The organism is Kitasatospora sp. NPDC023120, assembly GCF_055560835.1.
The window spans coordinates 217,661-242,347 of record NZ_JBVHHY010000004.1; the positions used below are offsets into that span (position 1 = coordinate 217,661).

The following is a 24,687-nucleotide window of genomic DNA, read 5'->3' on the forward strand; positions in this document are numbered from 1 at the left end:
CCGGGTCAGACGCTCGGCCCGGCGTCACACGCCCGCCTGCGGGGTGGCGACGGGGGTGTGACGGCGGGTCGGGCGAGGGCGGCGGCGAGGCGTTCGGGCAGGGTGGCGTAGGGGCGGCAGGCGACGACGGGCAGGCGGTGGGCGGCGGCGCGCTCGGCGAGCCAGTCGCAGTAGCGGGCGCTGACGGCGGCGCGTTCGCTCTGGGGGCCGCAACCGGGCTCGCGGGCGGCGTAGTTGGCGGCGATGCGCCGGGGGTCGCCCTCGTGGAGGAAGACCGCCCGGACCCGCTGTCCCTGTCCGGCGGCCTCGGCGGCGGCGCGGGCGGCGGCGGCCGGGGTGAGGTAGTCGCCCTCGACGATGGCGGGCACGTCCACGGTGAGGCGGTTGCGCACGACGCCGAGCAAGGCGTCGTCCAGGGCGTGGGCGGTGGCGATCTGCAGTGCCAGGACGCGCTCGGCGCTCCGGGCGGCGGCCTCGGGGGAGGCGTCCGGGGAGGCGTCCCGGGAGGCGTCCGGCCCGGAGGCGTCCGGGGCGCAGAAGTGGTGCAGTGCGGGGTGGGTGGCCGGGGTGGTGGCGGCCTGCAGGGCGGCCGCGACGTCGTCGAACTCCACCGTGAACGCCCCGTGCCGGGCGGCGAGGCGGGCGGCGGCACGGCTCTTGCCGATCCCGGAGGCGCCGCCGATCAGCAGGACGTCCCAGGGGGTCCCGCCGGTGCCGGGATTGGTGTCGTCGGTGTCGTCGCTGTGCATGCGTTCACGGTAGGCGGTCGGCGGTCGGCGGCGCGGCGCGGGCCCGGGGTGGTCAGGAGGCGCCGTCCCGCCGGCCGTGGCCCGTCTCCCGGGGGCCGTCCAGGCGGGCCTGCCAGGCGGTGAGCAGGCTCTGCAGGGCGGCGGACTCCTCGGGGCTCAGGTGGGCGAGCAGGCGGTGCTCGTTGCGCATGTGGGCGGTGAACGCCTCGTCGATCAGGCGCAGTCCGGCGTCGGTGAGGGCGACCACGCGCCCGCGCCGGTCGTCCTCGGCGGGACGGCGGGTGACCAGCCCGGCGCGTTCCAGGCGGTCGATCCGCTTGGTCATCGCCCCGGTGGTCACCATGGTGTGCGCGGCGAGTTCGCCGGGGGCCCGCTCGTACGGGGCGCCGGCGCGGCGCAGTGCGGCGAGTACGTCGAACTCGCCCTCGCCGAGGCCGTAGCGCTGGTAGACCAGGGCGAGCTCGGCGGTCAGGCGGGCGGCGAGGCGGTGCAGGCGGCCGATGACGGCCTGTGGGGAGACGTCGAGGTCGGGGCGTTCGCGCCGCCACTCGGCCTGGATCTGCGCGACGTGGTCGGCGGGGTCGGCGTGCCACCCCGAGAACCGACCGGCCTGCCCTGCCTGCCCGGCCTGCCGTCCCGGGTACTGCTCCGCGTGCTCCATGGCGTCCAGTCTAGCGCAGGTAGCTTCCCGGGAAGCTATATTGTCTTCCATGGAAGCCAATGCGCGGTGGGTGCTGCCGACCGCCCTCGCCCCGATCGCCTGGGGCGCCAACTACTTCGTCACCCACGCCTACCTGCCCGCCGACCGCCCGCTGTGGGGCGCCGTAATGCGCGCCCTGCCCGCGGGCCTGCTGCTCCTCGCCCTGGCCCGCCGCCGCCCGCACGGCGCCTGGTGGTGGCGCAGCGCGCTGCTCGGGCTGCTCAACACCGCCGTCTTCTTCGTCCTGCTCTACCTCGCCTCCCAGCTGCTGCCCACCAGCGCCGCCGCCACCGTCATGGCCGCCTCCCCGCTGGCGATGCTGCTCACCGCCTGGGCGCTGGCCGGGCAGCGCCCGCACCGCGCCCACCTGGCGGGGGCGGTGGTGGGCCTGGCCGGGGTCGCGCTGAGCCTGCTCGGCACGGGCGGCGCGATCGGCTGGACGGGACTCGCGGCCTCGGCGGGGGCGATGCTGGTCTCCTCCGTCGGCTACGTGCTCGCCGCCCGCTGGCGCGAGGGCGCCGACCCGCCGGCCGCCACCTCCTGGCAGCTGACCGCCGGCGCCCTGGTGCTGCTGCCGCTCGCCGCCGTCGTCGAAGGCGCGCCCCCGGCGCCGGACACCGCCGCCCTGCTCGCCTTCGGCTACAGCACGCTGGTCGCCACCGCCCTCGCCTTCACCTGCTGGTTCGCCGGACTGCGCCACCTGCCGGCCGGGACGGTGGGCCTGCTCGGGCTGCTCAACCCGCTGACCGGGGTGCTGCTGGGCACCGCGCTGGACGGGGACCCGTTCGGGGTGCGGCAGGGGGCGGGGCTGGCGCTGGTCGCGGCCGGGATCCTGCTCGGACGCCCCCGCGGGCGCGGCGCGCAGCCCGTACCCGCCGAGCAGGCGCGCTTGCCCGCCGACCGGGCGACGTGATCTGCTGGCGCCGGCATCGCGTGCCGGTGGCGGACCGCGTCAGGCATGGAGGTGCACAACCGAAGGGACCGCCCCCGTGGCCTCCCCCAGCACCGGCCGTACGGCCGCCCTCAGCCTTCAACTCTCCAGCGCGCACCAGGAATTGCGCCGCCGACTCGCCGACGTCCGCGCGAACCTCGGCCGCCGCCCGGAGGCGGACGGCCGACTCCTCACCCACTGCCTGGCCTTCTGCACCGCCTTGAGCGACCACCACCGGGGCGAGGACGACGGCCTCTTCGCCCGACTCCTGCTGGAACGCCCCGACCTCGCGCCGACCGTCGCCAAACTCGTCGAGGACCACGGCTTCATCGCCGCCATCCTCACCCGGGTCCGCGACCTCACCGAACAGGCCGCCACGGCCCCGGGCGCCGACACCGAGGCCATCGGACGCGAACTCGACGGACTGGCCGCCATCGTGGACTCCCACTTCGGCTACGAGGAACGCGCCATCTCCGCCGCCCTCGACGCCGGGATCACCGACGACGGCTGGTCCGAGCCGGTGCTGCGCCTCAGGGCGCCGCGGAACCCGGCAAAGGACCTGGCGCCGCGGAACCCGGAGCCGTAGAACCGCGCCGCGCAACCCGCAGCCGTAGAGCCCGGAGCCGTAGAACCGTGGCGTAGGGCCCGGCGCCGGAAAACCCCTCGCCCCACCGGGCCCGCCCTCCCTACACTCACCACGCAGCCGCGCCCCGACGCGCGGTGTGCCGACCGTGCCGATGGACGAGACGAGAGGGGAGGCGAGCGGCCGTGCCGAAGCAGAGCGCCGCCGCCCCCTCTCCCGCCTCGCGGTACGAGGTGATCCTGGTGTCCCCGTCCTCCCGGTGCCCGCTGCGCGGCCGGCACCGGAGCAGTGCCGCCGCCGTCTGAACCCGGCCCCGAACGGCCCCGACCGGGCCCCGCACGGGCCTTGCGGCGCCACGCATCCGACGGTCAGTCGGCAAACGCACAAGGCACTGCCGAATCGCGCGCCCACCCGTAGGACACTGCCTCGAAAGGCACCCGGGCCATGCGCACCGACGCCACCACCACCACCGGCACCGCCACCGCCGCCGCCATCGCCGCCGTCCGCAACCTCGGCATCCTCGCCCACGTCGACGCCGGCAAGACCACCGTCACCGAGCGGATCCTCTACCTCACCGGCACCACCCACAAGCGCGGCGAGGTCCACGACGGCACCACCGTCACCGACTTCGACCCCCAGGAACGCGACCGCGGCATCACCATCTTCGCCGCCGCCGTCAGCTGCGCCTGGGCCGGGCACCGGATCAACCTCATCGACACCCCCGGCCACGTCGACTTCGCCGACGAGGTCGAACGCTCGCTGCGCGTCCTGGACGGCGCCATCGCGGTGTTCGACGCGGTCGCCGGCGTCGAACCGCAGAGCGAGTCCGTCTGGCACCAGGCCGAACGCCACGCGGTGCCCCGCATCGCGTTCGTCAACAAGCTCGACCGCGCCGGCGCCGACCTGGACGCCGCCGTCGCCTCCATCCGCGAACGCCTCCACCCCCGCCCCCTCGCCGTCCAACTGCCCATCGGCACCGAGGAGTCGTTCACCGGCGTCGTCGACCTGCTGCGCCTGCGCGCCCTGACCTGGCACGACGACGGCACCCCCGCCGCCCGGGGCCCGGTGCCCGACCACCTCGCCGACGAAGCGGCCACGCGCCGCCGCGCCCTGGAGGAGGCTGTCGCCGAACTGGACCCCCAGGCCCTGGAGGAGTTCTGTACCCACGGCTCCGTCACCGCCGCCACCCTCGAAGGCGCCCTACGCGAACTCACCCGCACCGGCGAGGCCGTGGTGGTCCTGTGCGGCTCCGCCTACCGCAACCGCGGCATCGAACCCCTCCTGGACGCCGCCGTCGCCTACCTGCCCTCCCCGCTCGACGTCCCGCCCGTGCGCTCCGCCGACGCGACGCAGCAGCGCGAGGCCGACCCCGAACAGCCCCTGACCGCCCTGGCGTTCAAGGTCGTCGCGGCCCCCACCGGCCGCCTCACCTACCTGCGCCTGTACGCCGGCACCCTGCACAAGGGAGCAACCGTGCTCGACACCGCCACCGGCCGCACCGAACGCGTCGCCCGCATCCTGCGCGTCCAAGCCGACCGCCACACCGAGACCGACCACGCCCGCGCCGGCGACATCGTCGCCGTCATCGGCCCCAAGGCCGCCCGCGTCGGCGCCACCCTGTGCGACCCCGACCACCCCGTCCTCCTGGAGGCCCCCGTGAGCGCCGAACCGGTCGTCACCGTCGCCGTCGAGGCCCGTCGCACCGCCGACACCGACAAACTCGCCGCCGCCCTCGCCCGCCTCGCCGAGGAGGACCCCTCACTGCGCCTGGCCACCGACCCCGAGACCGGGCAGCGCACCCTGTCCGGGCTGGGCGAGCTGCACCTGGAGGTCGCGGTGGAGAAGGTACGGCGCGACAGCGGCATCGAGGCGCTCACCGGAGCACCGACGGTCGCGCTGCGCGAGGCCCTGGTCGAGGGTGTCAGCGGCTTCGTGTACCGGCACGCCAAACAGGACGGCGGCGCCGGACAGTTCGCGCACCTCGTCCTCGACGTCCACCCGCTCCCGGACGACGCCGAGGGGGAGTTCGCGTTCACCTCCACCGTCACCGGCGGGCGCGTGCCGCGCGAGTACGTCCAGGCCGTCGAGGCCGGGTGCCGCGACGCCCTCGCCGAGGGCCCGCTCGGCGGCCACCCGGTCACCGGCGTCGCCGTCACCCTCACCGACGGGGCCACCCACCCCAAGGACTCCTCCGAGCTCGCCTTCCGCACCGCCGCCCGCCTCGGGCTGCGCGAGGCGCTGCGGGCCTCGCGGATGCGGCTGCTGGAGCCGGTCGCGCAGGTGACGGTCACCGTGCCCGAGGACGCCCTGGGCACCGTCCTGGGCGACCTCGCCGCCCGGCGCGGCCACGTCCGCTCCACCACCGCCGGGCGCGGCGGCACCGCCCAGGTGGGCGCGCTGGTACCGCTGGCCGAACTGTTCGGCTACGCCGGCCGCCTGCGCGGCCGCACCCAGGGCCGCGGCACCTTCACCACCCGCCCGGCCGGCTACGCACCCGCCCCCGCCGGCGCCGACGCCGGCTGAGCCCCGAGCCCCGAGCCCCGAGCCCCGAGCCCCGAGCACTGAGCGCTGGGCACTGACCCTGAGCGCTGAGCGCTGAGCGCTGAGCCCTGGGCCCTGGGCCCGGTGCCCCGGGCCCGTCCCCCCTTCCCCGCGCGGGCAGGGAGGGGCGGGCTAGGGGCGGCCCGCCTACAGTGCCCCGGCCTCGGCCGCCGCCCACGCCGACGGGTACAGCGGACGCCAGCCCAGGTCCCGGCGCGCGGCGGCGGTCGACATCTGCCCCTCCCACGGATCGAACATCTCATCCGGCGAACTGCCGGGGTGCGCAAGGCCGTTGAGCGCGTACAGGTCCCAGGCCGTCAGCGGCGCGTCGTCGCCGACGTTGTACGCCCGCCCCTCGATCCCGGGCACCGACACCGCCCGCCACAGCGCCCGCGCCACGTCCGTGTGGTGCACCACCGCCAGGCGCCGGTGCGCCGCCCAGCCGGCCGCCCACCGCAGCGACTGCGCCAGATGCGGATCGCCCTGCCCGTACACGAACGCCAACCGCACCACCACCAGCGGCAGTCCACCGCCCAGCGCACGCAGCCCGTCCTCCGCCTGCGCCTTGGACGCCGCGTACACCCCCCACGCCGGATCCGGCGCCAACCGGTCGCCCTCCACCGCGGGGCGCCCCAGCCCCCGCCCGTACACCAGGTTCGTACTGGTGTGGACGAACCGGGCCACCCCCGCCTGGGCCGCCTGGCGCCCCAGCGCCACCGCGGCGTCCCGGTTCACCGCCCACGCCGCCTCCTCCGACACCCCGCGCGGCGCCGCCGCCACGTTCACCACCACCCCGGCGCCCTCCAGCGCCCGCGCCCGGTCCGCCTCCACGCACAGGTCGCCGACCACCACCTCGGCCCCGAGCCGCGCCAGCGCGTCCGCCCTGCCCGCATCGCGCACCAGCACCCGCACCGAGGAGCCTTCCGCCCCCGCCCACCGCAGCAGCCGCGGCACCAGCCGGCTACCCACCGAACCCGTCGCACCCGTCACCAGGATCCTTGCCATCGTCTGTCCCCTCCAAGGAAGTTGATGTCCTCCGACACCCACCACCCTGCCCGTGGCGCGCGAAACCCGGCAGAGGCCTCCCGAACCAGGGACTCCCGCTCCCTGGCTGGGAGGGCGCGACGCTCCCGCGCCGGGCAGGCGCGGCACGGACGGCAGACGCGTCGCCCGCAGCCAGGGACCGCCGGTCCCTGGCTACGCCCCGCACCCCGGGGCCATCCTGGGGGCATGATCGATCGCGCGGCGCTGGCCGACTTCCTCACCCGCACCCGGGCCCGCCTCACCCCTGCCGACCTGGGACTGCCGCCCGGCGCCCGGCGGCGCACCCCCGGACTGCGGCGCGAGGAGGTGGCACAGGTCGCCGGACTGTCGGTGGACTACTACGCACGCCTGGAACAGCGGCGCGGACCGCAGCCCTCACCGCAGCTGCTCGCCGCACTGGCCCGGGCACTTCGCCTCAGCGAGGACGAACGCGACCACCTGTTCCGCCTCGCCGGACACGAACCGCCGCGCCGCCACGGCCCGCTCGGACACGTACGCCCCGGACTGCTGCTGATCCTGGACCGCCTCCACGACACACCCGCCCAGGTGGTCTCCGACCTCGGCGACGTCCTCGCCCAGAACCCCATGGCCGCCGCCGTCTTCGGCGATCTCACCCCGCTGCCGCCCGAGCACCGCAACCTGCTGCTGCGCTGGTTCACCGAACCCCAAGTCCGCGCCCTGTTCCCGCCCGAGGACCACGACGACCTCACCCGCGCCCACGTCGCCGCCCTGCGCTGCGCCCACACCGCCCGCCCCGGCGACCGGCGCGCCACCGAACTGCTCGACCGACTCCTCGCCACCGGAGCCGAGTTCACCTCCTACTGGGAACGCCACGAGGTCGCCCGCCGGCGCAGCGGCAACAAACGCCTCCTGCACCCGGTCGTCGGACCGCTGGACCTGGAGTGCGAAGTCCTCGCCGCCGGCGGCGAGGACCAGCTGCTGCTCGTGCACACCGCCGCTCCGGGCAGCGACAGCGCCTCCCGCCTGGACCTGCTGCGCGTCGTCGGCACCGGCGCCCCGGCCTGAAAGCCCCGCCGCGCCGCGCCGCACGCCGCTGCCCGTAGGCTGGGCGGGCCCCCGGCGGAACAGACCATCACCATCGGGGCGGAACACGACAGAAGCGGGCAGGCAGGGCATGCAGTTCGACGACCAGGGCGACCTCGACACCTCGCAGGTGGACGACCGGCGCGGCATCCCGGGCGGGAAGGCCGCCATCGGCGGCGGTGCCGTGGGCCTGATCGCGGTGCTGTGCGCCGTCCTCCTCGGCGTCGACCCCCACCTGCTGGGCCTGTCCTCCTCCACGGGCCCCGCCTCCTCCTCCGGCGTGCGCACCGCCGGCCAGGCACAGCAGGCCTGCAAGAGCGGCGCGGACGCCAACAGGCGCCAGGACTGCCGGATCGTGGCCGTCACCAACAGCCTGCAGGAGTTCTGGCGCACCGAACTGCCGCGCCGCACCAACATCCCCTACCGCAACGCCGAGACGGTGCTGTTCACCGGCCAGGTCTCCACCGCCTGCGGCCCGGCGACCAGCGCGGTCGGCCCGTTCTACTGCCCGGGCGACAAGAAGGCCTACGTCGACCTCGGCTTCTTCGACGAGCTCTCCGCCCGCTTCGGCGCCAAGGGCGGCCCGTTCGCCGAGTCCTACGTCGTCGCCCACGAGTACGGCCACCACATCCAGACCCTCACCGGCGCCATGCAGAAGGTCGGCGCCGACCGCCAGGGCGCGAACAGCGCCGCGGTGCGCCTGGAGCTGCAGGCCGACTGCTACGCCGGGGTGTGGGCCAACCACGCCACCACCACCCCGCAGCCCTCCACCGGGCGCCCGCTGATCGCCTCCCTCACCGACCAGGACATCGCCCAGGGCCTGGACGCGGCCGCCGCCGTCGGCGACGACCGCATCCAGCAGCAGGCCACCGGGCGCATCAACCCGGAGGCCTGGACGCACGGCTCCGCCGAGCAGCGCAAGGCCTGGTTCACCACCGGCTACCGCAGCGGCGACCTCGCCCGGTGCGACACCTTCTCCGCACCGAAGCCGTAGCGGCGAGGCGGTGGGACCCGCCGTCAGGGGCGGCGGGCACCGGCGGGGGCCGGCTCCACGCTCAGGCCCTTGCGGGTGCGCTGGAGCAGCTGGACCAGCAGCCCCTCCGCCGGGCGCCGCTCGGCCAGCAGCCGGTTGCAGTGGAGGTGGACGTAGCTGCCGAGCAGCCGCTCACGGTCGGTGGACAGCACCCCGGCGGCCTCCAGCGCGGACAGCCGCTCCACGGCCCCGGCGAGCGCGCCGCGGCGCTGCGCCAGGATCTCCTGCACCGCGCCGCCCAGCAGCTCCGGCCCCTGCGGGGTGCCGAGCAGCGCGCGCAGACGCCGCTGGCGCACGCGGTAGTCCTCGCCCGCCTGGCGGCGGGCGGAGCCGTAGAACTGCCGGGCCTGCTCGGTGTACCAGTGCAGGCGCTGCCCGGTGTCCAGGCCGAGCCCGGCGAGCAGGTCGTCGGTGCTCACGGCGGCCAGCTCGGTCAGGTCGGCGGGGCCGGCACTTTCGGCACCTTCGGCGCCCTCGGCGAGCAGGCGCATCACGGCCCGGCTGTCGGCGCAGAAGACCTCCTCGCTGGCGTCGGTGCCCTCCGAGCCGCCGTAGCGCTCGAGTTCGCGTTCGTAGGTGTCGATGACCAGCCGGGAGAGCAGGCCCTGGTCGGTGAGTTCGGCGGCGAGGCGGGCGACCTCCGGGAGCAGGTGCCGGGTCAGGGCCTCCTGGTCGCCCTGGAAGCGCAGGCGCAGGTGCGGGTCGGGGTCGGCGTAGCGGATGAAGAACCACCGATGCGCGAGCCCGGAGACCTCGGCCATCTCGCACAGGCGCCTCAGCGGCCCGGCCAGCAGGGCGTTCTCCTGGTCGCGGTCGCCGTAGAACTTGGCGAACAGCCAGTCGCTGCCCGGCAAGCGCACCCGGTCCCGCACCGGGACGGGGCGGCCCTCGCCGCGCACCAGCGCCGGTACGGGCTCGGGCTCGGGCTCGAGCGAGGCCTCGGCCTGCGGGGCGGCGGGCTGCGCCTGAGGCTGCGGTACGGCCTGTACGGCCTGGACGCCCGGTGAGGCCGGTGCGGGCGGCTGCGGGCGCAGGACGAGCGGGGCGACGAGCTCGCTCATGAACACGCCGTCCGTGCCGGGCACCCACGCGTCGGCGGTGTCGGGCAGGGCCTCCTGGAGCAGGAGCAGTGCGGCGCGGCTGCTGCGGGCCTCGGCGCGCAGCTGCTCGACCTGGCCGGGGTCGTCGAGGTCGAGCAGCAGCCGGTTGTCGGCCATGGTCAGGTACAGGCGCGCCGGGACGGACCACTCGGCGCGCCAGGCGGCCACATGGGCGGCGAAGGCCCCGGCGTCGCCCACCCGCCCGGCCCCGCCACCCCCGCCACCCCCGCCGCCGCTGCCGCCGTTGCCGTCGGGTTCGGTGCCCTCGGTGGTGGGGCGCAGCAGCCACCGGGCGGGGGCGAGCACGATCCGGCCGTACTGCACCCTGGGCAGGAACGGGAAGCCGGCCGCCGGGCCCCAGTCGAAGGGCGCGAACTCGGGCGCGCCGTCGCGGGCCACCTCGTCCAGGAACCGGCACACGGCGGGCGCCTGGTGGGTGTTGAGCATGTGGCGCGCGGTGGGGCGCAGCTCGGCGTCCAGGCGCCGCGACCACAGCCGGTAGCGGTCGCGGTGGAGGCCGACCAGGATGTCGTCCGGCGCCACGACCCGCTCGGAGCTCACCCCGGCGGGCACGTCCAGGACGATCTCGTGCCCGGCCACGGCGGGGCGCACGACGACGTTCGCCATCCGGTGGTTGGCGGGCAGGTAGACGACCTCGGCGGGCAGCGCGGCACCGGGGCGGGCCCGGTCCTCGGCCTCGCCCAGGTGGCGCAGCGCCGCCGGGCCCTGCGGCGCGAGGAGGTCGGCGAAGCGTCCCAGCGAGCGGCCGGCGCTGCTGGCGCCCAGGTTGGGCCCGACGACCAGGAGGAAGTCCCCGCGGTCCACGGCCTGGCGGCAGGCGGCGGCGACGAACGCGGACAGTTCCAGCGACAGCGGCGCGCGGGTGGCCGCGGTCGCGGGGTCGAGGGTCTGCAGGTCGGCGAGCAGGGACTCGGTCAGCTCGACCGTGCGCCGCCCGTCCCGCAGGGCTCCCAGGGCCAGGTCGGTGAGCGCGTTCGCGCGTCGGGCGGCCGTGTCGGGCGCCAGCGCGGCGCCGTGCGCGTGGGAGAGCGGGCCGATCCCGGTGTGCTCGTCCAGCAGCTCCAGCAGGGGCACCTGCCGCTCGAAGCCGTAGCGCTGGACGAACGCGGCGCGGTGGGCCGCCAGTTCGGCACTGCCGAGCGGCTGCGGCGACAGGCGCAGGAGCAGCTCGGCGGCCCGGGCGCACTCCTCGCCGACACGGGCGGCGAGCCGCTCGCCGCCCACCGGGCGCGCCATGTCGGTCTGGAACGCCGGCCCGCCCGCCGGGTGCACGGCCTCGGCGCGCCTGGCGATGGCACGGGCCCGCTTCGGCGCCTCCTCCGCCGGGGCACCGTCGAGGTCGGCCATCTCGGCCAGCAGCCCGCCGAGCAGGGCGGCGGTGGGCGCGCAGGCGGGGCGCCCGGCCAGGCGCCGGCGCAGCTCCTCGGCCGGGTCGGCGGTGGTGAGCGCGGCCCGCAGGTCGGTGACCAGCAGGCGCTGGCGCCACAGCTCGGCGAGCAGCTGCTCCACCTGCTCGGCGCTGCCGCCCGTGTGCTCCAGCAGGTCCCGGCGCAGCACCTCGTACGGGACGGGCCGGCGGGCGGCGCGCAGCGCCTCGCGGACGGCGGCGGTCAGGCGCACCGAGCCGCCGCCGACGGCGGCGCCGTCGGCCAGGGCGAGTCGTCCGTGGCGCTCCACGGCGAGGGCGGCGGCCGCCCAGCGGCTGTCGGCGCGGGCGGCGGGGTCCTGCTCCAGGGCGAGGCACAGCTCGGTCAGCCAGCCCATGTCGGGGCGGGTGCGGATGCGGTCGGCGTCGTTGCGCACGGACAGCGTGGTGCGCTCGCCCCAGCTCGCGAGGGACACGGCGGCGAACGCCCCGTACGGGGTGGGCCGGGTGCTCATCCGGATCAGGTAGCGGGCCAGTTTCAGCTCGGCCCGCGCGGTGTCGCGCGCGCTCGCCCCGGGGCGCTGCAGGGCGTCGAGCAGGTCGGGGCTGGCGAGGGCCAGGGCCCGAAGCACGCGCGGGTCGGCGAGGCCGGCGCGCGCATCGCCGGTGGCGGCGCCCGGCCCGCGGGCCGGCAGCAGGGGGGTGCGCACGATCAGCCAGGGCGCCGGCTCGTAGAGCGGGCCGCGCCCGCGGCGCCGCGGCGCGCTCGTGGTGCCGACGGGCTCCGGGGCTCGTCCGGGGGCTCGGTCGGGGGCGGGCGTCATGACAGCGCCACCGCCCGGTCCCACACCGGCTCGCGGTCCGTCGCGGCCGCCAGCAGGACGAGGGCGACCCCGGCCGCGCCGTCGAGGAAGCCGGGCTGGTCGACGCGGTTGCCCGCGGGCTCCAGCGCCGCGATCCCCATCGGCCGCGCCCGGTCGACGTGCGCCAGGACCTGCTCGGTGAGGTCGGCGGCGGCCTCGGTGAACACGGGCAGCCCGGTGTCGTGGGCGAAGCGCAGCGTCACCTGCAGGAGGCCCGCGACGCCGTGGCAGAACGTCGGGGAGTCGATGCGGCGCTCCGACACGGGCCGGCGGTAGACCGCCTCCATCGCCCGCACCGCCGCCTGGCACAGCCCGTCGTCACCCAGCGCGCTGCCCGCCAGCCACAGCGCCCTGGCGACCCCCGGGCTGCCGTAGCACCACGCGCTGCGGGTGGCGAAACCCGCCCGGCCCTCGCGCAGCCCCGCGGCGCCGTCGACCAGCGGGACGACGGCCGGCCAGTTCGGCCCGGCCGCGTCGTCTACCCGGTGCGCCAGCAGCCACCGGGCCAGCTCGCGGACGGCCGCTTCCACACCCCCGCCCCCGACACCCCCGCCCCCGACACCAGCGCCCGCGACGCCGCTGCGCATGGCCAGCGCCAGCAGCGCGAGCGGGCCCGGGATGCCGTGCGCCAGACCGCAGTTGAGATTGCCCAGCGGATAGGCCCGGGCCTGCTCCTCGTCGTGCAGCAGCGCCGCCGGGGTGTGCCAGGCCGGCGGGCGCCCGCCGGGGCGGGCCAGGCCGGCCAGTGCGCCCAGCACCTGCGGCAGCGCCGGGTGCGCGGGGCGCTGCGGCCCGGCGGGCAGCAGGTGGGTGGCGATGCCGCTCAGGCCCGAGATGAGGTCGAAGGCCGACACCGGCATGCCGCTGCGCCCGCGCAGCGCCGCCGCCCCGGACAGGCTCGCCGCCGCGATCGGGGCGTCGAGCACCTGGCGCAGGCGCCGGTAGCCGTGGCCCTCGCCCAGCACCGCGGCGCAGAACGCGACGCCGCTCAGCCCGGCGAACAGGCTCGGCCCGGCGCCGCCGCGCCGCTCCAGCGCGCTCACCGCGCTCGCGAGGTGCGCGTGCCCGGTGCGGTCCCAGCCCTCGGCGGGGAAGCAGCGGTCCAGCTGGGCGCACAGGAGCGCCTGGCCGGTGTCGCCCTGGGCCAGTGACACCGGGTCCCAGTGCACCGAGTTGGGGAACGCGGTCTGCCGGGCGGCGAGTTCGATCGCCGCCCGGACCCGTGGCGGGCTGGTGGCCCGGTCGGCGATCAGCCGGGCGGTCTCGAGCGCGCGCGCCCGTGCCGCCGGCCCCAGCCGCGGTGCCCAGCCGCCGTTGCCTTGCGCTGTCGCCGTCGCTGTCGTCGCCGGGGTGGCGGAGGCGGGCGACGGCGTCGTACCGGATGTCGTCATACGTGTCCTCAGACTCGGCATTGCGGGTTGTTTCCGCAGGTGAACACGTGCGGGTTGCAGGTGTCGCAGGTGTGGCAGGTATGGCCGTGGCAGGTGTCGCAGGTGGCGTCGTCGCAGGTGCGGCAGGTGGCGCCGGGGCAGGTCTGGCACGTGACGGCGAACTCGGTGCGGCAGGGAGCGCCCGTGGCCCACCGGGGCACGTTGCCGGGGACGCCGGGGATCTCGGTGACGGTGGGGAAGGTCGGGAAGGTGGGGAGGGTGCCGCACACCGGGCCGGTGCAGCGCAGGGTGTCGACGGTGGCGCACACCGGGCCCGCGGTGCAGCGGAAGGTCTCGATGGGGCCGCACACCACGCCCGCGGTGCAGCGGCAGGTGTCGTCGACGGTCGCGCAGGCCGGGTTCGCGGTGCAGCGGCACGTGGCGTCGGCGGTGAAGCACCCCGCGCCGGCGGTGAGGCATCCCGCGTTCGCGGTGCAGCGGCACGTGTTGTCGAACGTCACGCACCCCGCGTCCGCGGTGCACTGGCAGGTGTGCGGCCTGCAGGCGGTGTTGAACTGGGTCGGGCAGTCGAAGTCGGTGACGCAGGCGAACTCGGTGCGGCAGCCGTCGAAGGTCGGCCCCGGCAGGGTGTCCGGTCCGCGGGGCACCGTCCCGGTCCGGCGCGGCTGCCCCAGGCGCAGGTCGAGGTCGAACTCGTCCACGGGAGCGGCCTGCGCCACTCGGGTGAAGTGCACGGTGGCGTCGCGACGCAGGGTGACCTTCGTCGCCTCGAGTCCGACGAACGGGGGCCGGTCGCTGTCGACGGTCTCCACCGACAGCACGTCGGCGGAGGCGAACTCGGCGTAGTAGTCGAGCTGCTTGTTGAAGTACAGGCGCCGGAACCCGGTGCGGTCGCTGTCGCCGAGCAGGCCACTGAGCGTCAGCGTCCTGGCCGGCCGCTCGGAGGGACCGGAGAGGTTCCTCGTCACGAAGTCGTCCTGGGGGCGGTCGCCGATGCCGCTGGGCCCACCGGGTTCGGAGTTCTTGTCGGCCATGTCAACCTCGGGTGCTACTGGAACGGTCCTGTGGCGCGGTTCCTGCTGCGCCGCCACGGCGGCGACGGCCCCACAGCGACGGTCGCGCAGGGCTGTGCGCGCCCGGGTGCCGTGACCGCGCCGCACCGCCGACCTGTCAGCAGTCCTGCAGCACGCCGAAGCTCACGAGGACACAGGACCCGGGACGGCGAACCGCGCCGGCCGTGTTAACTCTGCGTCACTCTTGGTTCTGTCTCTCCTCCCATTGTGGGACGGATCGCTCGTACCCGCACCGCCCGGGGGAGTTGCCGGTGCGCACGGGTAGGGTCCGGGCAGGTCGAGGACGTTCCCGAGAAGGTGGCATGGGTCCTGGTGCGTGGCGCTCGGGTGCCGGTTACGCGCGACAGCGGTGTGGACGTCTTCTCCTTCCCCGGTGGGAAGAGGGAGCCGGGTGAGTCCGATGCCGAGACCTTGGCGCGCGAGATCGACGAGGAACTCGGGTCCCGGGTCGATACGGCCACGATGGTGCACGTCGGCACCTTCGAGACGCGCAGAGATCGCGACGGACGCACCGAGTTCCGGATGATCTGCTACACCGCCGAGCACACCGGTCCGCTGGTTCCCTCGAACGAGGTCGCGGAGTCGGACTGGTTCGGCTACGGCGATCGTGCGCGGGTCTCGCCGGTGGACCGGATGGTGTGCGACATGCTCCGGCCTGCTGCGCTGAGGGCCCGGCCGGGACCGCCGGGCAGTGCGGATCGGTCCAGAGCCGGGTGCCCCCGTCCGGGCGCGTGAAGGTCGTGGGCAGCCCGGGCGGGATCAGCAGCCCGGCCCGGCGGCGCACCGGCCGCGATCGGGCCCCGGGGGTGAGCGGCCGTCAGGGCGCCGACCAGAGGGCGAGCACGCGGGCGGCGGCCCCGCCGGCCTGACGCACGCCCTCCCGGTACGCGCCTACCCAGGCCTCCCGGTCCGCCCGCTCGGAGTCGAGCAGGGCCCGCGCCGCGGCGTCGGGTGCGAGGGCCACGGCGGCGGGCCAGGGCGTGAGGTCGGTGGGCGGGTGGCGGTGTGCCAGCGGCTCGACCACGACCAGGGCGCGGGCCCCGGCGGCGAGGTCGGCGTTGGCGCCGGCGCGCAGCGCGCCGTCGATGCCACGCCGCCCGCCGGGCAGGGTGACGGGCACCTCGATGCCCGGGAAGGCGCTGGAGGCGGCGACCGCGTGCAGCAGCGGCACGCCGTCGCCGGCGCCGAGCACCAGGGGCTCGCCGTCCACCGCGTCAACCGCGGTGACCAGCAGGGTACGGGCCGGCCAGGCGGGTGCGCCGATCAGGGCCTCGCGGTGGGCCAGCAGGTCGCGTTCGGCCTCGGGGTCGGCGCTCGCCAGCGCGATGCGCCCGACCCGGCGGCGGGCCTCGGCGGGCTCCAGGCCCTGGCCGAGGACGGCGAACACCTCGCCCATGACGGCCGGATCGGGCCGGTGGGAGCGGGCCGCGGGGCGCCGGGCCGGGTCCACCAGGCGTGCCGGATCCTGCCCGCCGGCCAGCAGTGCGGCCACGATCGCGCCGGCCGAGGTGGCGACCGTCAGGTCCGCCGCACCCAGGTCCACCCCGGCCTCGCGCAGCCCGCTCACCAGCCCGGCCGTCCAGGCGGCGCCCAGCCGGCCCCCCGGCCCGAGCACGAGCGCGCGCCCGGGACCCCGTCCGTGACCGTGACCGTCCGTCACGGCAACCCCGTTCCCCATGGTGACCCCCTCCGTCACGGCGACCTCTGCCGTTCTTGAAACAGTCGTACCATAAAGTGCTACACCGGTGCCGACCCGATATCGACCAGTCGTCACCGAGCCGCCGGAGAGAGGACCGACCGCCGTGGGACGACCCGCCGACCCCGCCCGCCGCGAACGCACCCTGGCCCGGGCCACCGACCACGTGCTCGCCCACGGACTGGCCGGACTGAGCCTGCGCCCGCTGGCCGCCGCCCTCGACACCAGCCCGCGCATGCTGCTCTACGACTTCGGCAGCAAGCAGGAACTCGTGGCCGCCGTCCTCGCCGAGGCCCGCCGCCGCGGCGCGGCCCGTCTGGCCGGGTGCCCGCCCCTGCGCACGGGCACACCCGCGCAGCGGCTGCGCGGCATCTGGGCGTGGCTGAGCGCACCCCAACGCGCCCCGTTCGTCCGGCTGTTCTTCGAGGTCCACGCCGACCTGCTGGCCCACCCCGAGCACTACCCCGACCGCGCCCGGCCGGTCACCGACTGGTTCGAGACCCTGGGCGCCGTCTTCGCCGACGTCACCGAAGGGGAGGACGACACCGCCACCCCCACCCTGATCATGGCCGTCCTGCGGGGCCTGCTGCTCGACCTCACCCTCACCGGGGACCGCGACCGCGCCGACCGGGCCCTGGAACGCTTCGCCCGCCTGCTGGAGACCGGCCCGGCGTCGTGACCGGCCCATTGCCCGCAAGGGTGTGAAGCGGCGCGCGTTGCCCCTTGAGCGGGATGCCCGTCCGCGTGCACTGCGGCTGGGAGGACGGCGCCGGCCACAACGCCTCGGTCGAGACCCGAGGCCCGGGCCCGCCGGACGGGTGGCTCGGTCACCACCGGCACGCGCAGCGCCACCACGGCGCGAGTGGAGTTCGTCGGCACCTCGATCAGCGGCGACGGCGACGGCGAGCAGCAGCGCCCCGCAAACGGGGGTGCCCGCCGCTCCCCCCGGCGCGGCGGGCACCCGATCCGTGGCGGATCGTCAGGGACGGTCGAGGGTGATCGAGTTGATCGGGCCCAGGTCGTAGTAGACGCCGTTCTGGGCCGCGATGTCGTACACGCAGTTCGCGCCGCCCGAGCCGCGGCACAGGTGCGCGTGCGCGCCGCCGGTCTGGTTGTTGAGCACCCAGTGGTTGCCGTACTGGTTGCTCAGGTTGTGCGCCCCGTAGCTCCAGAACACGTCGGTCGGGTTGACCGCCGGGTCCTGGTTCTGCGGGTAGATGCAGACCGCGCCGGACGGGCAGTTCGCCCAGGAGCCGGTGACGGCGCCGGCGTTGCCGGTGCCCAGCGCGGTCAGGGCGGCGGTGGCGAGGCCGAGGGCGGCCAGGGCATGGGTGATCCTGCGCATGGGGTGGTTCTCCCTTGGCTGGTACGGGGCTGGTACGCGGCCCGGCGATCGGCCGGACCGCTGCCCGTCAGCCTAGGAACGCACCACCGGCAGCGGTCCCTGACACCTGACAGGGGCGCGCCGCCTTGCCCCGGGCCGCCCCGTGCGCAACCACCCGCCCACCCTCACCCGGCCACGACCCCCGGCGTCAGGCGCAGCCGCTGCGGACGGGCCGGCGGGCGCAGCTGCTCGGCCGCCAGCTGGTCGCGGCGGGCCTGCCAGGCCAGCAGCCGGACCCGGGCCTGCTGGTCGCGCTCCGCCACCGCCCCGTCCGCGGCCGGGCCGGGGTCCGCCTCGCGCAGCAGCACCCGGGCCGGGCGGTCCTCGCCGCCGGACAGGACGTCAAGGACACGGAAGCGCGCGCCGGGCGGGAAGACCACCTCCGGGTCCCCGTCCTCGGCGATCACGGACGTCCGGCGGCCGGTGGCGGACCAGACGAGGAACTCCGCCGACGTCCCCGGCGCGAGGTCGGCCTCCGAAGTCCCGACCACGGGAGCGGGCTCCGTCAGCAGCACGCCCCGCACGTAGTGCCGCAGCACGTCCTCGCCCACGTCGGCACCCAGCAGCACGGCGCCCCGGTGGTTGGGCAGCCGGCGCAGCCCGGAACCCAGGCACGCCAGGTACGGCTCCAGCGGCCCCGGGCCGCCGGGCCGGCGCGCCGCTGCCACCAACTCGGCGCGGGACGCGGGCAGTCCGGTGTCGGCGTGGTGCAGGTACACCGCCGCGAGGTCGTCCTTCAGGTCGTCGCGGGCCTGCGAACGCAGCGCCGGCAGCCGCAGGGCGGCCTGCTCGGCGCGGCTGGCGTAGCGGTGGAAGTGCGGGCCGAGCAGGGCACGGAAGGCGGTCCGCTCGGCGGCGGTGGACGGCCGTCCGGCGGCAGGGACGCCGTCCGGCGCGAGGAGCCGGGGCACGACGGGGACCTCGGCCCCGTCGCCGTCGTCGCCGCCGTTGCTGTCGCTGTCGCCGGCGGCGGGTTCGGTGACGACGGGCGCCACGGTGGCGGGTTCGGTGCCCGGCGCGGGGGAGCCGGCGGACTCCGGGCCCGCCTCGCCGGGGACGACGACCGGTCCGGTCCGCGCGGCGGGCGAGACGGCGAGGCCGAAGTCCTGCGCGCCGGTCGCGGGTTCGGTCGCGGGTTCGGCTGCGGGGGTGGGGCCGGCGGACGTGGCCGTCCGCGTGGGCGGGGCCGGGAAGCCGGGGGCGGGTTCGGGGGTGTCCGGGTCCTGGGCCGCGGCCACGGGCTCGGGTTCGGGTTCCGACTCGGGCTCGGTCGAAGGTTCGGGTTCGGTCGCGGGTTCGGTCGCGGGGGTGGGGTCGGCGGACGTGGCCGTCCGCGTGGGCGGGGCCGGGAAGCCGGGGTCGGGTTCGGGGGTGTCCGCGCCGTCCGGGTCCTGTGCAGTGGTCGCGGGCTCCGGCTCGGGCACGGGTTCCGGCGCGGGCCGGGGGCCGGTGCCCGGTCCGTGGGGGAGCGGCGTACGGGCGGGGGCGGCCGGGCGGCCGGTCTCCCGTGCGGGGCCCGCGTGCAGGAGCAGCCCCGGTACCGTCGCGCCCGGGACGGTGAGTGCCGTCAACAGGCCGTCCAGGGCGGCGAGCACCTCCGCCGGCACCGTACGGTCACCCGAACCGGCGATGAGCAGGGGACGGGCCGGGTCGGGGTCGAGCAGCCGCGGGCCGTGGTCCTGCGGCGGGTCCTCGGGGCGCAGCCACAGGCCGGCCGGGACCGCCTCCAGCCGCCAGCCCGTCACCGGCGCGCGGTAGAGCGCGGGGCCGTCGGGAACGGTGCCGTCCGGCAGGTGGCGCCAGGCGGAGGCGACGACGCGGCCCCGCCCGGGGGAAGCGGTCAGCTCGGTCAGCCACGGCTCCCAGCCGGGGGTGCCGTCGCCGGCCAGGACACGGGAGGAGCAGCCGTCCGCGGTGCGCATCGGCAGGCCGACGGCGGCCCGGACGTCACGGCCCAGCTCGGCCGCGAGGGCGGCGGCCAGCGCGACGAGCGCCGTGGTGGCCGCCCAGGGCGCGCTGACCAGGAGGTCGGCCGGGGCGGGGTGGACCCGGCTCAGCCGCTCGGCGATGCCGGCGGCCGCGGGCAGCGGCGCGCCGGGGTGTCCGACGACCAGGACCAGGGTGCCCGGCGCCGCCGTGGCGCGGGTCAGCGGGCCGGGCGGGAGGTCGGGGGCGGGCTCGCTGCGGAACCAGTAGCCCCGCGGCAGCACGGTCACCAGCGGGTCCCCGTCGAGTGGGTCGCGGTCGCCGCCCGCCACGGGAACGGCGGAACCCGCCACGGGAACGGGGGAAAGGGAGGGGGAAGCGGACGGCCCGGGGGAGGGCGGCACCGGCGCGGGCGACACCGGGTCGGAGGAGGACGGTACAGGGGCGGCCTGCGGTGCCTGAGGCACGGTCGGGCTGCCCGCGACCGTCTCCGTCGTGCCCGCGACCGGCTTCGTCGTGCCCGCGACCGGCTCCGCCGTGCCCGCGACCGCAGCCGGCGGCGGCACCGGCGCGTCCGACACCGGGGCAGGCCCGGCGGCAGGCCCGGCAGGCCCCGCCTGGAGAGCCGTCGCGGCGCTCCCGGACAGCGGGGCCCCAGGCGCCGCCGGGTCCGCCGCCCGTGCCCGGGCGGCCGCCGCCGCCACGGCCGCGGCCGTCTCCGGCAGCGGCCACACCGGCCCGAGCCGGCGGGTGCGGCCGGCCGGGGTGAACAGCCACCAGGAGGCCGGCGTCGCCTCCTCGGCCCCGTCGGTCAGCAGGGTCCCGTCGGGCCGCAGGGTGACGACCCCGTCCGGGGCGACGATGCTGGTGGCGGCCAGTTCGGCGATCCGCTGGGCGGGCCGCCGCCCGTCGGGCTGGGCGGCGGCCAGGCCGGAGGCCGCCAGGACCAGGGTGGCGGCCCGGCGGGCGGCCGCGGTGCGGGCCAGCTCCTGCAGGCTCGAGAGCAGGACGGGCTGCGCGTCGGCGGCCGCCGCCAGCACCGTCACGGTGCCGACCACGCACGGCAGTTCGGCCAGCGCGTCGGCGAGCTCGGCCGGCAGCGCCGCCCCGTCCGCCGCCCCGTCCGCCGCGCCGGGCGCGATGACGAAGTGCGGACCCGCCTGGTGCAGCACCGCGGGCTCCGGGGCCGGGGTGTCGCGGTGGCGGGTCAGCCAGCGTCGCACCGGCGCCTCCCGGGCACTCATCGCTGCGCCCCTTCGCTCTCGTCGAGGACCGCGGTCTGCACCTGCACCGTGCGGCGCCTGGTGATGTGCAGGGCCCGCCCGGGCGGGAAGGCACGGGGTTTGGTGTTGCCGAACAGGAAGCCCTCGCTCGGCGGGCAGGACAGCAGCACCGCCGGGGTGTTGACCTCCTCCAGCTTGCGCAGCAGCTGGTCCGAGGAGGCCCGCCCGATGCCGTTGGCGCTGCGCGCCACGATCAGGTGCAGGCCCAGCTCGACGCCCTGCGCCAGGTAGTCCAGCAGCGGCGCGAACGGGTGGGCCGCGATCCCGCCGGGGGAGCCGGCGACCAGCTCGTAGTCGTCGACCAGGATGAACAGCTCCGGGCCCTCCCACCAGTCCCGCAGCCGCAGCCGCTGCGGCGCGATGTCCGCGCCGGGCAGCCGGTTGGCCATCGCCCGTGCCGCGCCGTCCACGATCTGGCGCAGCACGTCGACCGCGACCGCGTGCCCGAGCCGGTACTCCTCCGGCACCGCGCCCTGCAGCACGCGGCGGTAGTCGACCAGCATGATGCGCGCCTCGTCGGGCCGGTAGGCGCCGGTGATGCCGGCCGCGACCAGCTTCAGCAGGTTCGTCTTGCCCGACTCGCTGTCACCGACCACCACCAGGTGCGGCGTCTCCTCGAAGTCGTGCCACAGCGTGTCCATCGAGACGTCCTGCAGGCCCAGCGGCACGCGCAGCCGACCCTCGGGAGCGGGCAGCGCGGCGGCGGGCAGCTGCAGCGGCAGCATCCGGACCTCGGGCGCGCGCGGCCCCGTCCAGTGCTCCGCCACGGCGTCGACCAGGTCGGCGACCCCGTCGCCGAGGTCGTCGGTGCTGCCGCTGCCGTCCATCCGGGGCAGCGCGGTGAGGAAGTGCAGCTCCTCGGTGGTCAGACCGCGGCCGGGGATCTTGGGCACCGTCCCCGCGACACGCATCCCGATCGCGGAGTCGACCGGGTCGCCCAGGCGCAGCTCGAAACGGGTGCCGAGCAGGTCGCGCAGCGCGCCGGTGACCTCGCCCCAGCGGGTGGTGCCCACGATCAGATGGACGCCGTAGTTGAGGCCGCGCTGGGCGATCAGGGTCAGCGCCGGCGCGAGGTCGGCGAACTCCTGGCGCACGGTGTTCCAGCCGTCGATCACCAGGAAGACGTCGCCGTGCGCCTCCTGCGGCAGCTCACCGGCCGCCAGCATCCGGCGGAACGCCGCCACCGAGTCGATGCCGAGCTCGGCGAAGCGCTGCTCGCGCCGCGCGAGGATCGCGTTGACCTCCGCGACGGTGCGCACCACCCGCTCGGGGTCGTGCCGCCCGGTGACCCCGCCCACGTGCGGCAGGCCGCGCAGCGAGGAGAGCGTGCCACCGCCGAAGTCCAGGCAGTAGAACTGCACCTCGCGCGGGGTGTGGGTGAGCGCGAGCGCCGTCATCAGGGCCCGCAGCAGGGTGGACTTGCCGCTCTGCGGGCCGCCCGCGATCCCCACGTGGCCGCCGGCCCCCGCCAGGTCGGCGGTGAGCAGGTCGCGCACCTGCTGGAAGGGCCGGTCGACGACGCCGACCGGAACGCTCAGCGTGCCGCGGCCACTCCCGTCCTCGGTGGTCAGCCCGTACTCCGGGTGCGGCGCCAGCGGCGGCAGCAGCTGGTCCAGGGTGGGCGGCACCCCCAGCGGCGGCAGCCACACCTGGTGCGCCGGCGGTCCCGCGTCCAGCAGCTTCGCCGCCGCGATGGCGAGCAGGCTGCCGCCCTCCTGCTCCTCCTCCCGCACCTCCGGCTCCTCGGGCACCACGACGGGCTGACGCGGCGCCACGTAGCCGGTGCCGTAGGGGGAGACCTGCCCGGCCGCGGCCCGCCGGCGCACGGCGGCGGGCCGCGGCGCCCGGTAGGGGCCGGAGACGTACGCGGCCTTGAAGCGGGTCAGCGTGGCGATGTCGCTGCGCAGGAACCCGTTGCCGGGCTGGGAGGGCAGGTGGTACGCGTCCGGCACCCCCAGCACGCCCCGGCTCTCCATCGCCGAGAACGTCCGCAACCCGACCCGGTACGACAGGTGCGACTCCAGCGCGTGCATCCGGCCCTCGTCCAGACGCTGCGAGGCCAGCAGCAGGTGCACGCCCAGCGACCGCCCCAGACGGCCGATCATGATGAACAGCTCCATGAAGTCGCGGTGCGCGGCGAGCAGTTCGGAGAACTCGTCGACCACCACGAACAGCGTCGGCAGCGGCTCCAGATCGGCCCCGCCGGCCCGCGCCGTCTCGTAGTCCAGCAGCGAACTGTAGTTGCCCGCCGCCCGCAGCAGCTCCTGACGGCGCACCAGCTCACCGTGCAGCGCGTCGCGCATCCGGTCCACCAGCGCCGCCTCGTCGGCCAGGTTGGTGATCACCGCCGAGGTGTGCGGCAGCCGGTCCAGTCCCAGGAACGTCGCACCGCCCTTGAAGTCGACCAGCACGAAGTTCAGCACCTCCGAGGAGTGCGTCAGCGCCAGCGCCAGCACCAGGGTGCGCAGCAGCTCCGACTTGCCCGACCCGGTCGCCCCGATCAGCATCCCGTGCGGACCCATGCCGCCCTGCGCCGACTCCTTGATGTCCAGCTCCACCGGCGTGCCGTCCGCGGCGATCCCCAACGGCACCCGCAGCCGGTCGGCGATCCCGCGCCCCGCCCAGCCGTGCGCCACGTCGTGCCGGTGCAGGTCCCGGATGCCCAGCAGCGACGCCAGGTCGAAGTCGCCCGCCAACGGCTCCCCGGCCTCCACCTGGTCCCCCAGCCGGTACGGCGCCATCAGCCCCGCCAGCCGCCGCGCCGCCGGCAACGACAACGCGTCCGGCCGGCCCAGATCGGTGACCTCGTCACGGTGGTTGCGGTCCGCGCCGACCATCGCCAGCCGCCCGTCCTCGATCCGCAGTCGCAACCGGTGCCGCAGCGGCTTCCACTCCAGCGTGTCGCCCAGGTCCAGCAGCACCGCGTTGCGCCACCCCGCCAGCGCCGCCCGGCTGCCCGCACCGGCCTGCGGACCGTCCAGCACGATCACCGTGAACGGCTCGTCCCGGCCCGGCTGCGCCTCCGGCTCCCACGGCCCGCGCCCCGCGAACTCCGCCCCCAGTACCTGCTCCAGTTCCGCCAGCGACCCCGCCACCAGCCGCACCGGCCCCAGCGCGTCGGTGTCCACCGGGTGCAGCGCGTGCGGCAGCCACTTCACCCACTCCCACCGCTCCCGGTGCTCCGCGTGCGTCACCACCGCGATCCGCAGCTCGTCCGGCGCGTGGAACAGCGCCAGCTGCGCCAGCATCGCCCGCGCCAGCGCCCGCGCCGCCTCCCGGTCGTCACCGCGCAGCAGCATCTGGGCGTACCCGCGCACGTACACCGCGATCGGCTGGTCCGCGACCGTGCCGTAGGCGTGGATGAACCGCCGCAGCGCGTGCGCGCACAACGGCTCCAGGTCCTCCACCGGCTTCGTCGCCAGCGGCGCCAGCCGCACCGCCAACCGCTGGTGCCCCACCCCGACCCGCACGTCACCGAAGTCCGGGTGCGCACTGCGCCGTTCCCACAGCCGCGAGGTGCGCACCAGCGACGCCACCGCACCCGGCGCCGGATGCCGCCAGGCCAGCGCCTCCTGCTGACGCACGATGTGCCCGCGCACCTGCCGGCGCATCTGCGACAGGTACCGCAGGTAGTCCCGCCGCTCGGCCCTCAACTCCCGCTTGCGGTCGCTGGACCCGCGGATCAGCTGGGTCACCAGCATGCCCACCGCGGACAGGCCCATCATGCCCACCGCCACGTAGCCGAGCACCCCGCCGCCCTCACCCGGGCGCAGGAACACGAACACCATCGACAGCGAACTCAACGCCATCGGCGCCATCGAGATCACGCTTGACATGCCGCTCTGCGACTCCGGCAGCACCGGCGGCTCCTGCAACTGGATCTCGCCGTCGGGCATCGCCGGACCGGGACGCCGCGGCGGACGGTCGACCAGCACCACACTCAACGAAAGGGCTCCTCG

At 76.5% G+C, this 24,687-nt stretch carries 17 protein-coding genes; 7 read left to right on the forward strand and 10 right to left on the reverse strand.

Annotated features, from left to right (window positions below; all coding sequences use genetic code 11):
- Positions 1-5 precede the first annotated feature (5 nt).
- Both ACZ3TI_RS07920 and ACZ3TI_RS07925 read right to left on the reverse strand, forming a co-directional pair.
- Positions 6-749, reverse strand: a complete 744-nt coding sequence (locus ACZ3TI_RS07920) for an AAA family ATPase (protein ID WP_465724582.1) — start codon at positions 747-749, stop codon at positions 6-8.
- 52 nt (positions 750-801) lie between these two features.
- Positions 802-1,410 (reverse strand): MarR family winged helix-turn-helix transcriptional regulator, encoded by a 609-nt coding sequence (locus ACZ3TI_RS07925; RefSeq protein WP_465724584.1) that lies wholly within the window; start codon positions 1,408-1,410, stop codon positions 802-804.
- A gap of 49 nt (positions 1,411-1,459) precedes the next feature.
- Between ACZ3TI_RS07925 and ACZ3TI_RS07930 the strand changes: the two genes are divergently transcribed.
- The 3 genes from ACZ3TI_RS07930 to fusA all read left to right on the forward strand — a co-directional run bounded on the left by ACZ3TI_RS07930 (position 1,460) and on the right by fusA (position 5,486).
- Positions 1,460-2,362 carry a DMT family transporter gene (locus ACZ3TI_RS07930; protein ID WP_465724586.1) on the forward strand — a complete coding sequence of 301 codons (903 nt, stop codon included), beginning with the start codon at positions 1,460-1,462 and terminating at the stop codon, positions 2,360-2,362.
- 76 nt (positions 2,363-2,438) lie between these two features.
- Positions 2,439-2,966, forward strand: coding sequence for a hemerythrin domain-containing protein (locus tag ACZ3TI_RS07935; protein WP_465724588.1), 528 nt, complete (start codon positions 2,439-2,441; stop codon positions 2,964-2,966).
- Positions 2,967-3,407: 441 nt separating this feature from the next.
- A complete protein-coding gene (gene fusA, locus ACZ3TI_RS07940; protein WP_465724590.1) occupies positions 3,408-5,486 on the forward strand; it encodes an elongation factor G in 2,079 nt (692 codons plus the stop codon).
- 165 nt (positions 5,487-5,651) lie between these two features.
- Here the strand turns inward: fusA and ACZ3TI_RS07945 are convergent, their stop codons facing one another.
- Positions 5,652-6,509 carry an NAD-dependent epimerase/dehydratase family protein gene (locus ACZ3TI_RS07945; protein ID WP_465724592.1) on the reverse strand — a complete coding sequence of 286 codons (858 nt, stop codon included), beginning with the start codon at positions 6,507-6,509 and terminating at the stop codon, positions 5,652-5,654.
- A gap of 228 nt (positions 6,510-6,737) precedes the next feature.
- Here ACZ3TI_RS07945 and ACZ3TI_RS07950 point away from each other — a divergent pair, with 228 nt between their 5' ends.
- Positions 6,738-7,574 (forward strand): helix-turn-helix transcriptional regulator, encoded by an 837-nt coding sequence (locus tag ACZ3TI_RS07950; RefSeq protein ID WP_465724913.1) that lies wholly within the window; start codon positions 6,738-6,740, stop codon positions 7,572-7,574.
- A gap of 109 nt (positions 7,575-7,683) precedes the next feature.
- The gene (gene ypfJ / locus ACZ3TI_RS07955) at positions 7,684-8,586 is read left to right on the forward strand and encodes a KPN_02809 family neutral zinc metallopeptidase (protein ID WP_465724594.1); all 903 of its coding nucleotides are present in this window, start codon (positions 7,684-7,686) and stop codon (positions 8,584-8,586) included.
- A 23-nt stretch (positions 8,587-8,609) separates the two neighbouring features.
- Here ypfJ and ACZ3TI_RS07960 read toward each other — a convergent pair whose 3' ends face one another.
- From ACZ3TI_RS07960 to ACZ3TI_RS07970, 3 genes are read right to left on the reverse strand one after another with little or no spacing between them, the layout of a single operon-like run.
- Positions 8,610-11,936, reverse strand: a complete 3,327-nt coding sequence (locus tag ACZ3TI_RS07960) for a lantibiotic dehydratase (protein WP_465724596.1) — start codon at positions 11,934-11,936, stop codon at positions 8,610-8,612.
- Complete coding sequence (locus tag ACZ3TI_RS07965) at positions 11,933-13,366, reverse strand: lanthionine synthetase C family protein (RefSeq protein ID WP_465724598.1); 1,434 nt, start codon at positions 13,364-13,366, stop codon at positions 11,933-11,935. Before ACZ3TI_RS07965 ends, ACZ3TI_RS07960 begins: the two co-directional genes overlap by 4 nt.
- A gap of 8 nt (positions 13,367-13,374) precedes the next feature.
- Positions 13,375-14,400 carry a hypothetical protein gene (locus ACZ3TI_RS07970; protein ID WP_465724600.1) on the reverse strand — a complete coding sequence of 342 codons (1,026 nt, stop codon included), beginning with the start codon at positions 14,398-14,400 and terminating at the stop codon, positions 13,375-13,377.
- Positions 14,401-14,736: 336 nt separating this feature from the next.
- Here ACZ3TI_RS07970 and ACZ3TI_RS07975 point away from each other — a divergent pair, with 336 nt between their 5' ends.
- The gene (locus tag ACZ3TI_RS07975) at positions 14,737-15,174 is read left to right on the forward strand and encodes an NUDIX hydrolase (RefSeq protein WP_465724602.1); all 438 of its coding nucleotides are present in this window, start codon (positions 14,737-14,739) and stop codon (positions 15,172-15,174) included.
- Between the two features lie 82 nt (positions 15,175-15,256).
- Here ACZ3TI_RS07975 and ACZ3TI_RS07980 read toward each other — a convergent pair whose 3' ends face one another.
- Positions 15,257-16,054 carry a patatin-like phospholipase family protein gene (locus ACZ3TI_RS07980; RefSeq protein ID WP_465724604.1) on the reverse strand — a complete coding sequence of 266 codons (798 nt, stop codon included), beginning with the start codon at positions 16,052-16,054 and terminating at the stop codon, positions 15,257-15,259.
- Positions 16,055-16,241: 187 nt separating this feature from the next.
- Here ACZ3TI_RS07980 and ACZ3TI_RS07985 point away from each other — a divergent pair, with 187 nt between their 5' ends.
- Entirely contained in the window at positions 16,242-16,814 is a 573-nt protein-coding gene (locus ACZ3TI_RS07985; RefSeq protein WP_465724606.1) for a TetR/AcrR family transcriptional regulator, read from the forward strand.
- 300 nt (positions 16,815-17,114) lie between these two features.
- Here the strand turns inward: ACZ3TI_RS07985 and ACZ3TI_RS07990 are convergent, their stop codons facing one another.
- The 3 genes from ACZ3TI_RS07990 to eccCa form a co-directional block, all read right to left on the reverse strand.
- Positions 17,115-17,480, reverse strand: a complete 366-nt coding sequence (locus ACZ3TI_RS07990) for a hypothetical protein (protein ID WP_465724607.1) — start codon at positions 17,478-17,480, stop codon at positions 17,115-17,117.
- 164 nt (positions 17,481-17,644) lie between these two features.
- Positions 17,645-20,689 (reverse strand): hypothetical protein, encoded by a 3,045-nt coding sequence (locus ACZ3TI_RS07995; RefSeq protein ID WP_465724609.1) that lies wholly within the window; start codon positions 20,687-20,689, stop codon positions 17,645-17,647.
- The gene (gene eccCa, locus ACZ3TI_RS08000) at positions 20,686-24,624 is read right to left on the reverse strand and encodes a type VII secretion protein EccCa (RefSeq protein ID WP_465724915.1); all 3,939 of its coding nucleotides are present in this window, start codon (positions 24,622-24,624) and stop codon (positions 20,686-20,688) included. Before eccCa ends, ACZ3TI_RS07995 begins: the two co-directional genes overlap by 4 nt.
- Between the last annotated feature and the right edge of the window lie 63 nt (positions 24,625-24,687).

Bases quoted from the DNA above. Each gene is read 5' to 3' on its own strand.
- ACZ3TI_RS07920 (WP_465724582.1), bottom strand. From the start codon at position 749: ATGCACAGCGACGACACCGACGACACCAATCCCGGCACCGGCGGGACC.
- ACZ3TI_RS07925 (WP_465724584.1), bottom strand. From the start codon at position 1,410: ATGGAGCACGCGGAGCAGTACCCGGGACGGCAGGCCGGGCAGGCAGGG.
- ACZ3TI_RS07930 (WP_465724586.1), top strand. From the start codon at position 1,460: ATGGAAGCCAATGCGCGGTGGGTGCTGCCGACCGCCCTCGCCCCGATC.
- fusA (WP_465724590.1), top strand. From the start codon at position 3,408: ATGCGCACCGACGCCACCACCACCACCGGCACCGCCACCGCCGCCGCC.
- ACZ3TI_RS07945 (WP_465724592.1), bottom strand. From the start codon at position 6,509: ATGGCAAGGATCCTGGTGACGGGTGCGACGGGTTCGGTGGGTAGCCGG.
- ypfJ (WP_465724594.1), top strand. From the start codon at position 7,684: ATGCAGTTCGACGACCAGGGCGACCTCGACACCTCGCAGGTGGACGAC.
- ACZ3TI_RS07960 (WP_465724596.1), bottom strand. From the start codon at position 11,936: ATGACGCCCGCCCCCGACCGAGCCCCCGGACGAGCCCCGGAGCCCGTC.
- ACZ3TI_RS07965 (WP_465724598.1), bottom strand. From the start codon at position 13,366: ATGACGACATCCGGTACGACGCCGTCGCCCGCCTCCGCCACCCCGGCG.
- ACZ3TI_RS07970 (WP_465724600.1), bottom strand. From the start codon at position 14,400: ATGGCCGACAAGAACTCCGAACCCGGTGGGCCCAGCGGCATCGGCGAC.
- ACZ3TI_RS07990 (WP_465724607.1), bottom strand. From the start codon at position 17,480: ATGCGCAGGATCACCCATGCCCTGGCCGCCCTCGGCCTCGCCACCGCC.
- ACZ3TI_RS07995 (WP_465724609.1), bottom strand. From the start codon at position 20,689: ATGAGTGCCCGGGAGGCGCCGGTGCGACGCTGGCTGACCCGCCACCGC.
- eccCa (WP_465724915.1), bottom strand. From the start codon at position 24,624: ATGCCCGACGGCGAGATCCAGTTGCAGGAGCCGCCGGTGCTGCCGGAG.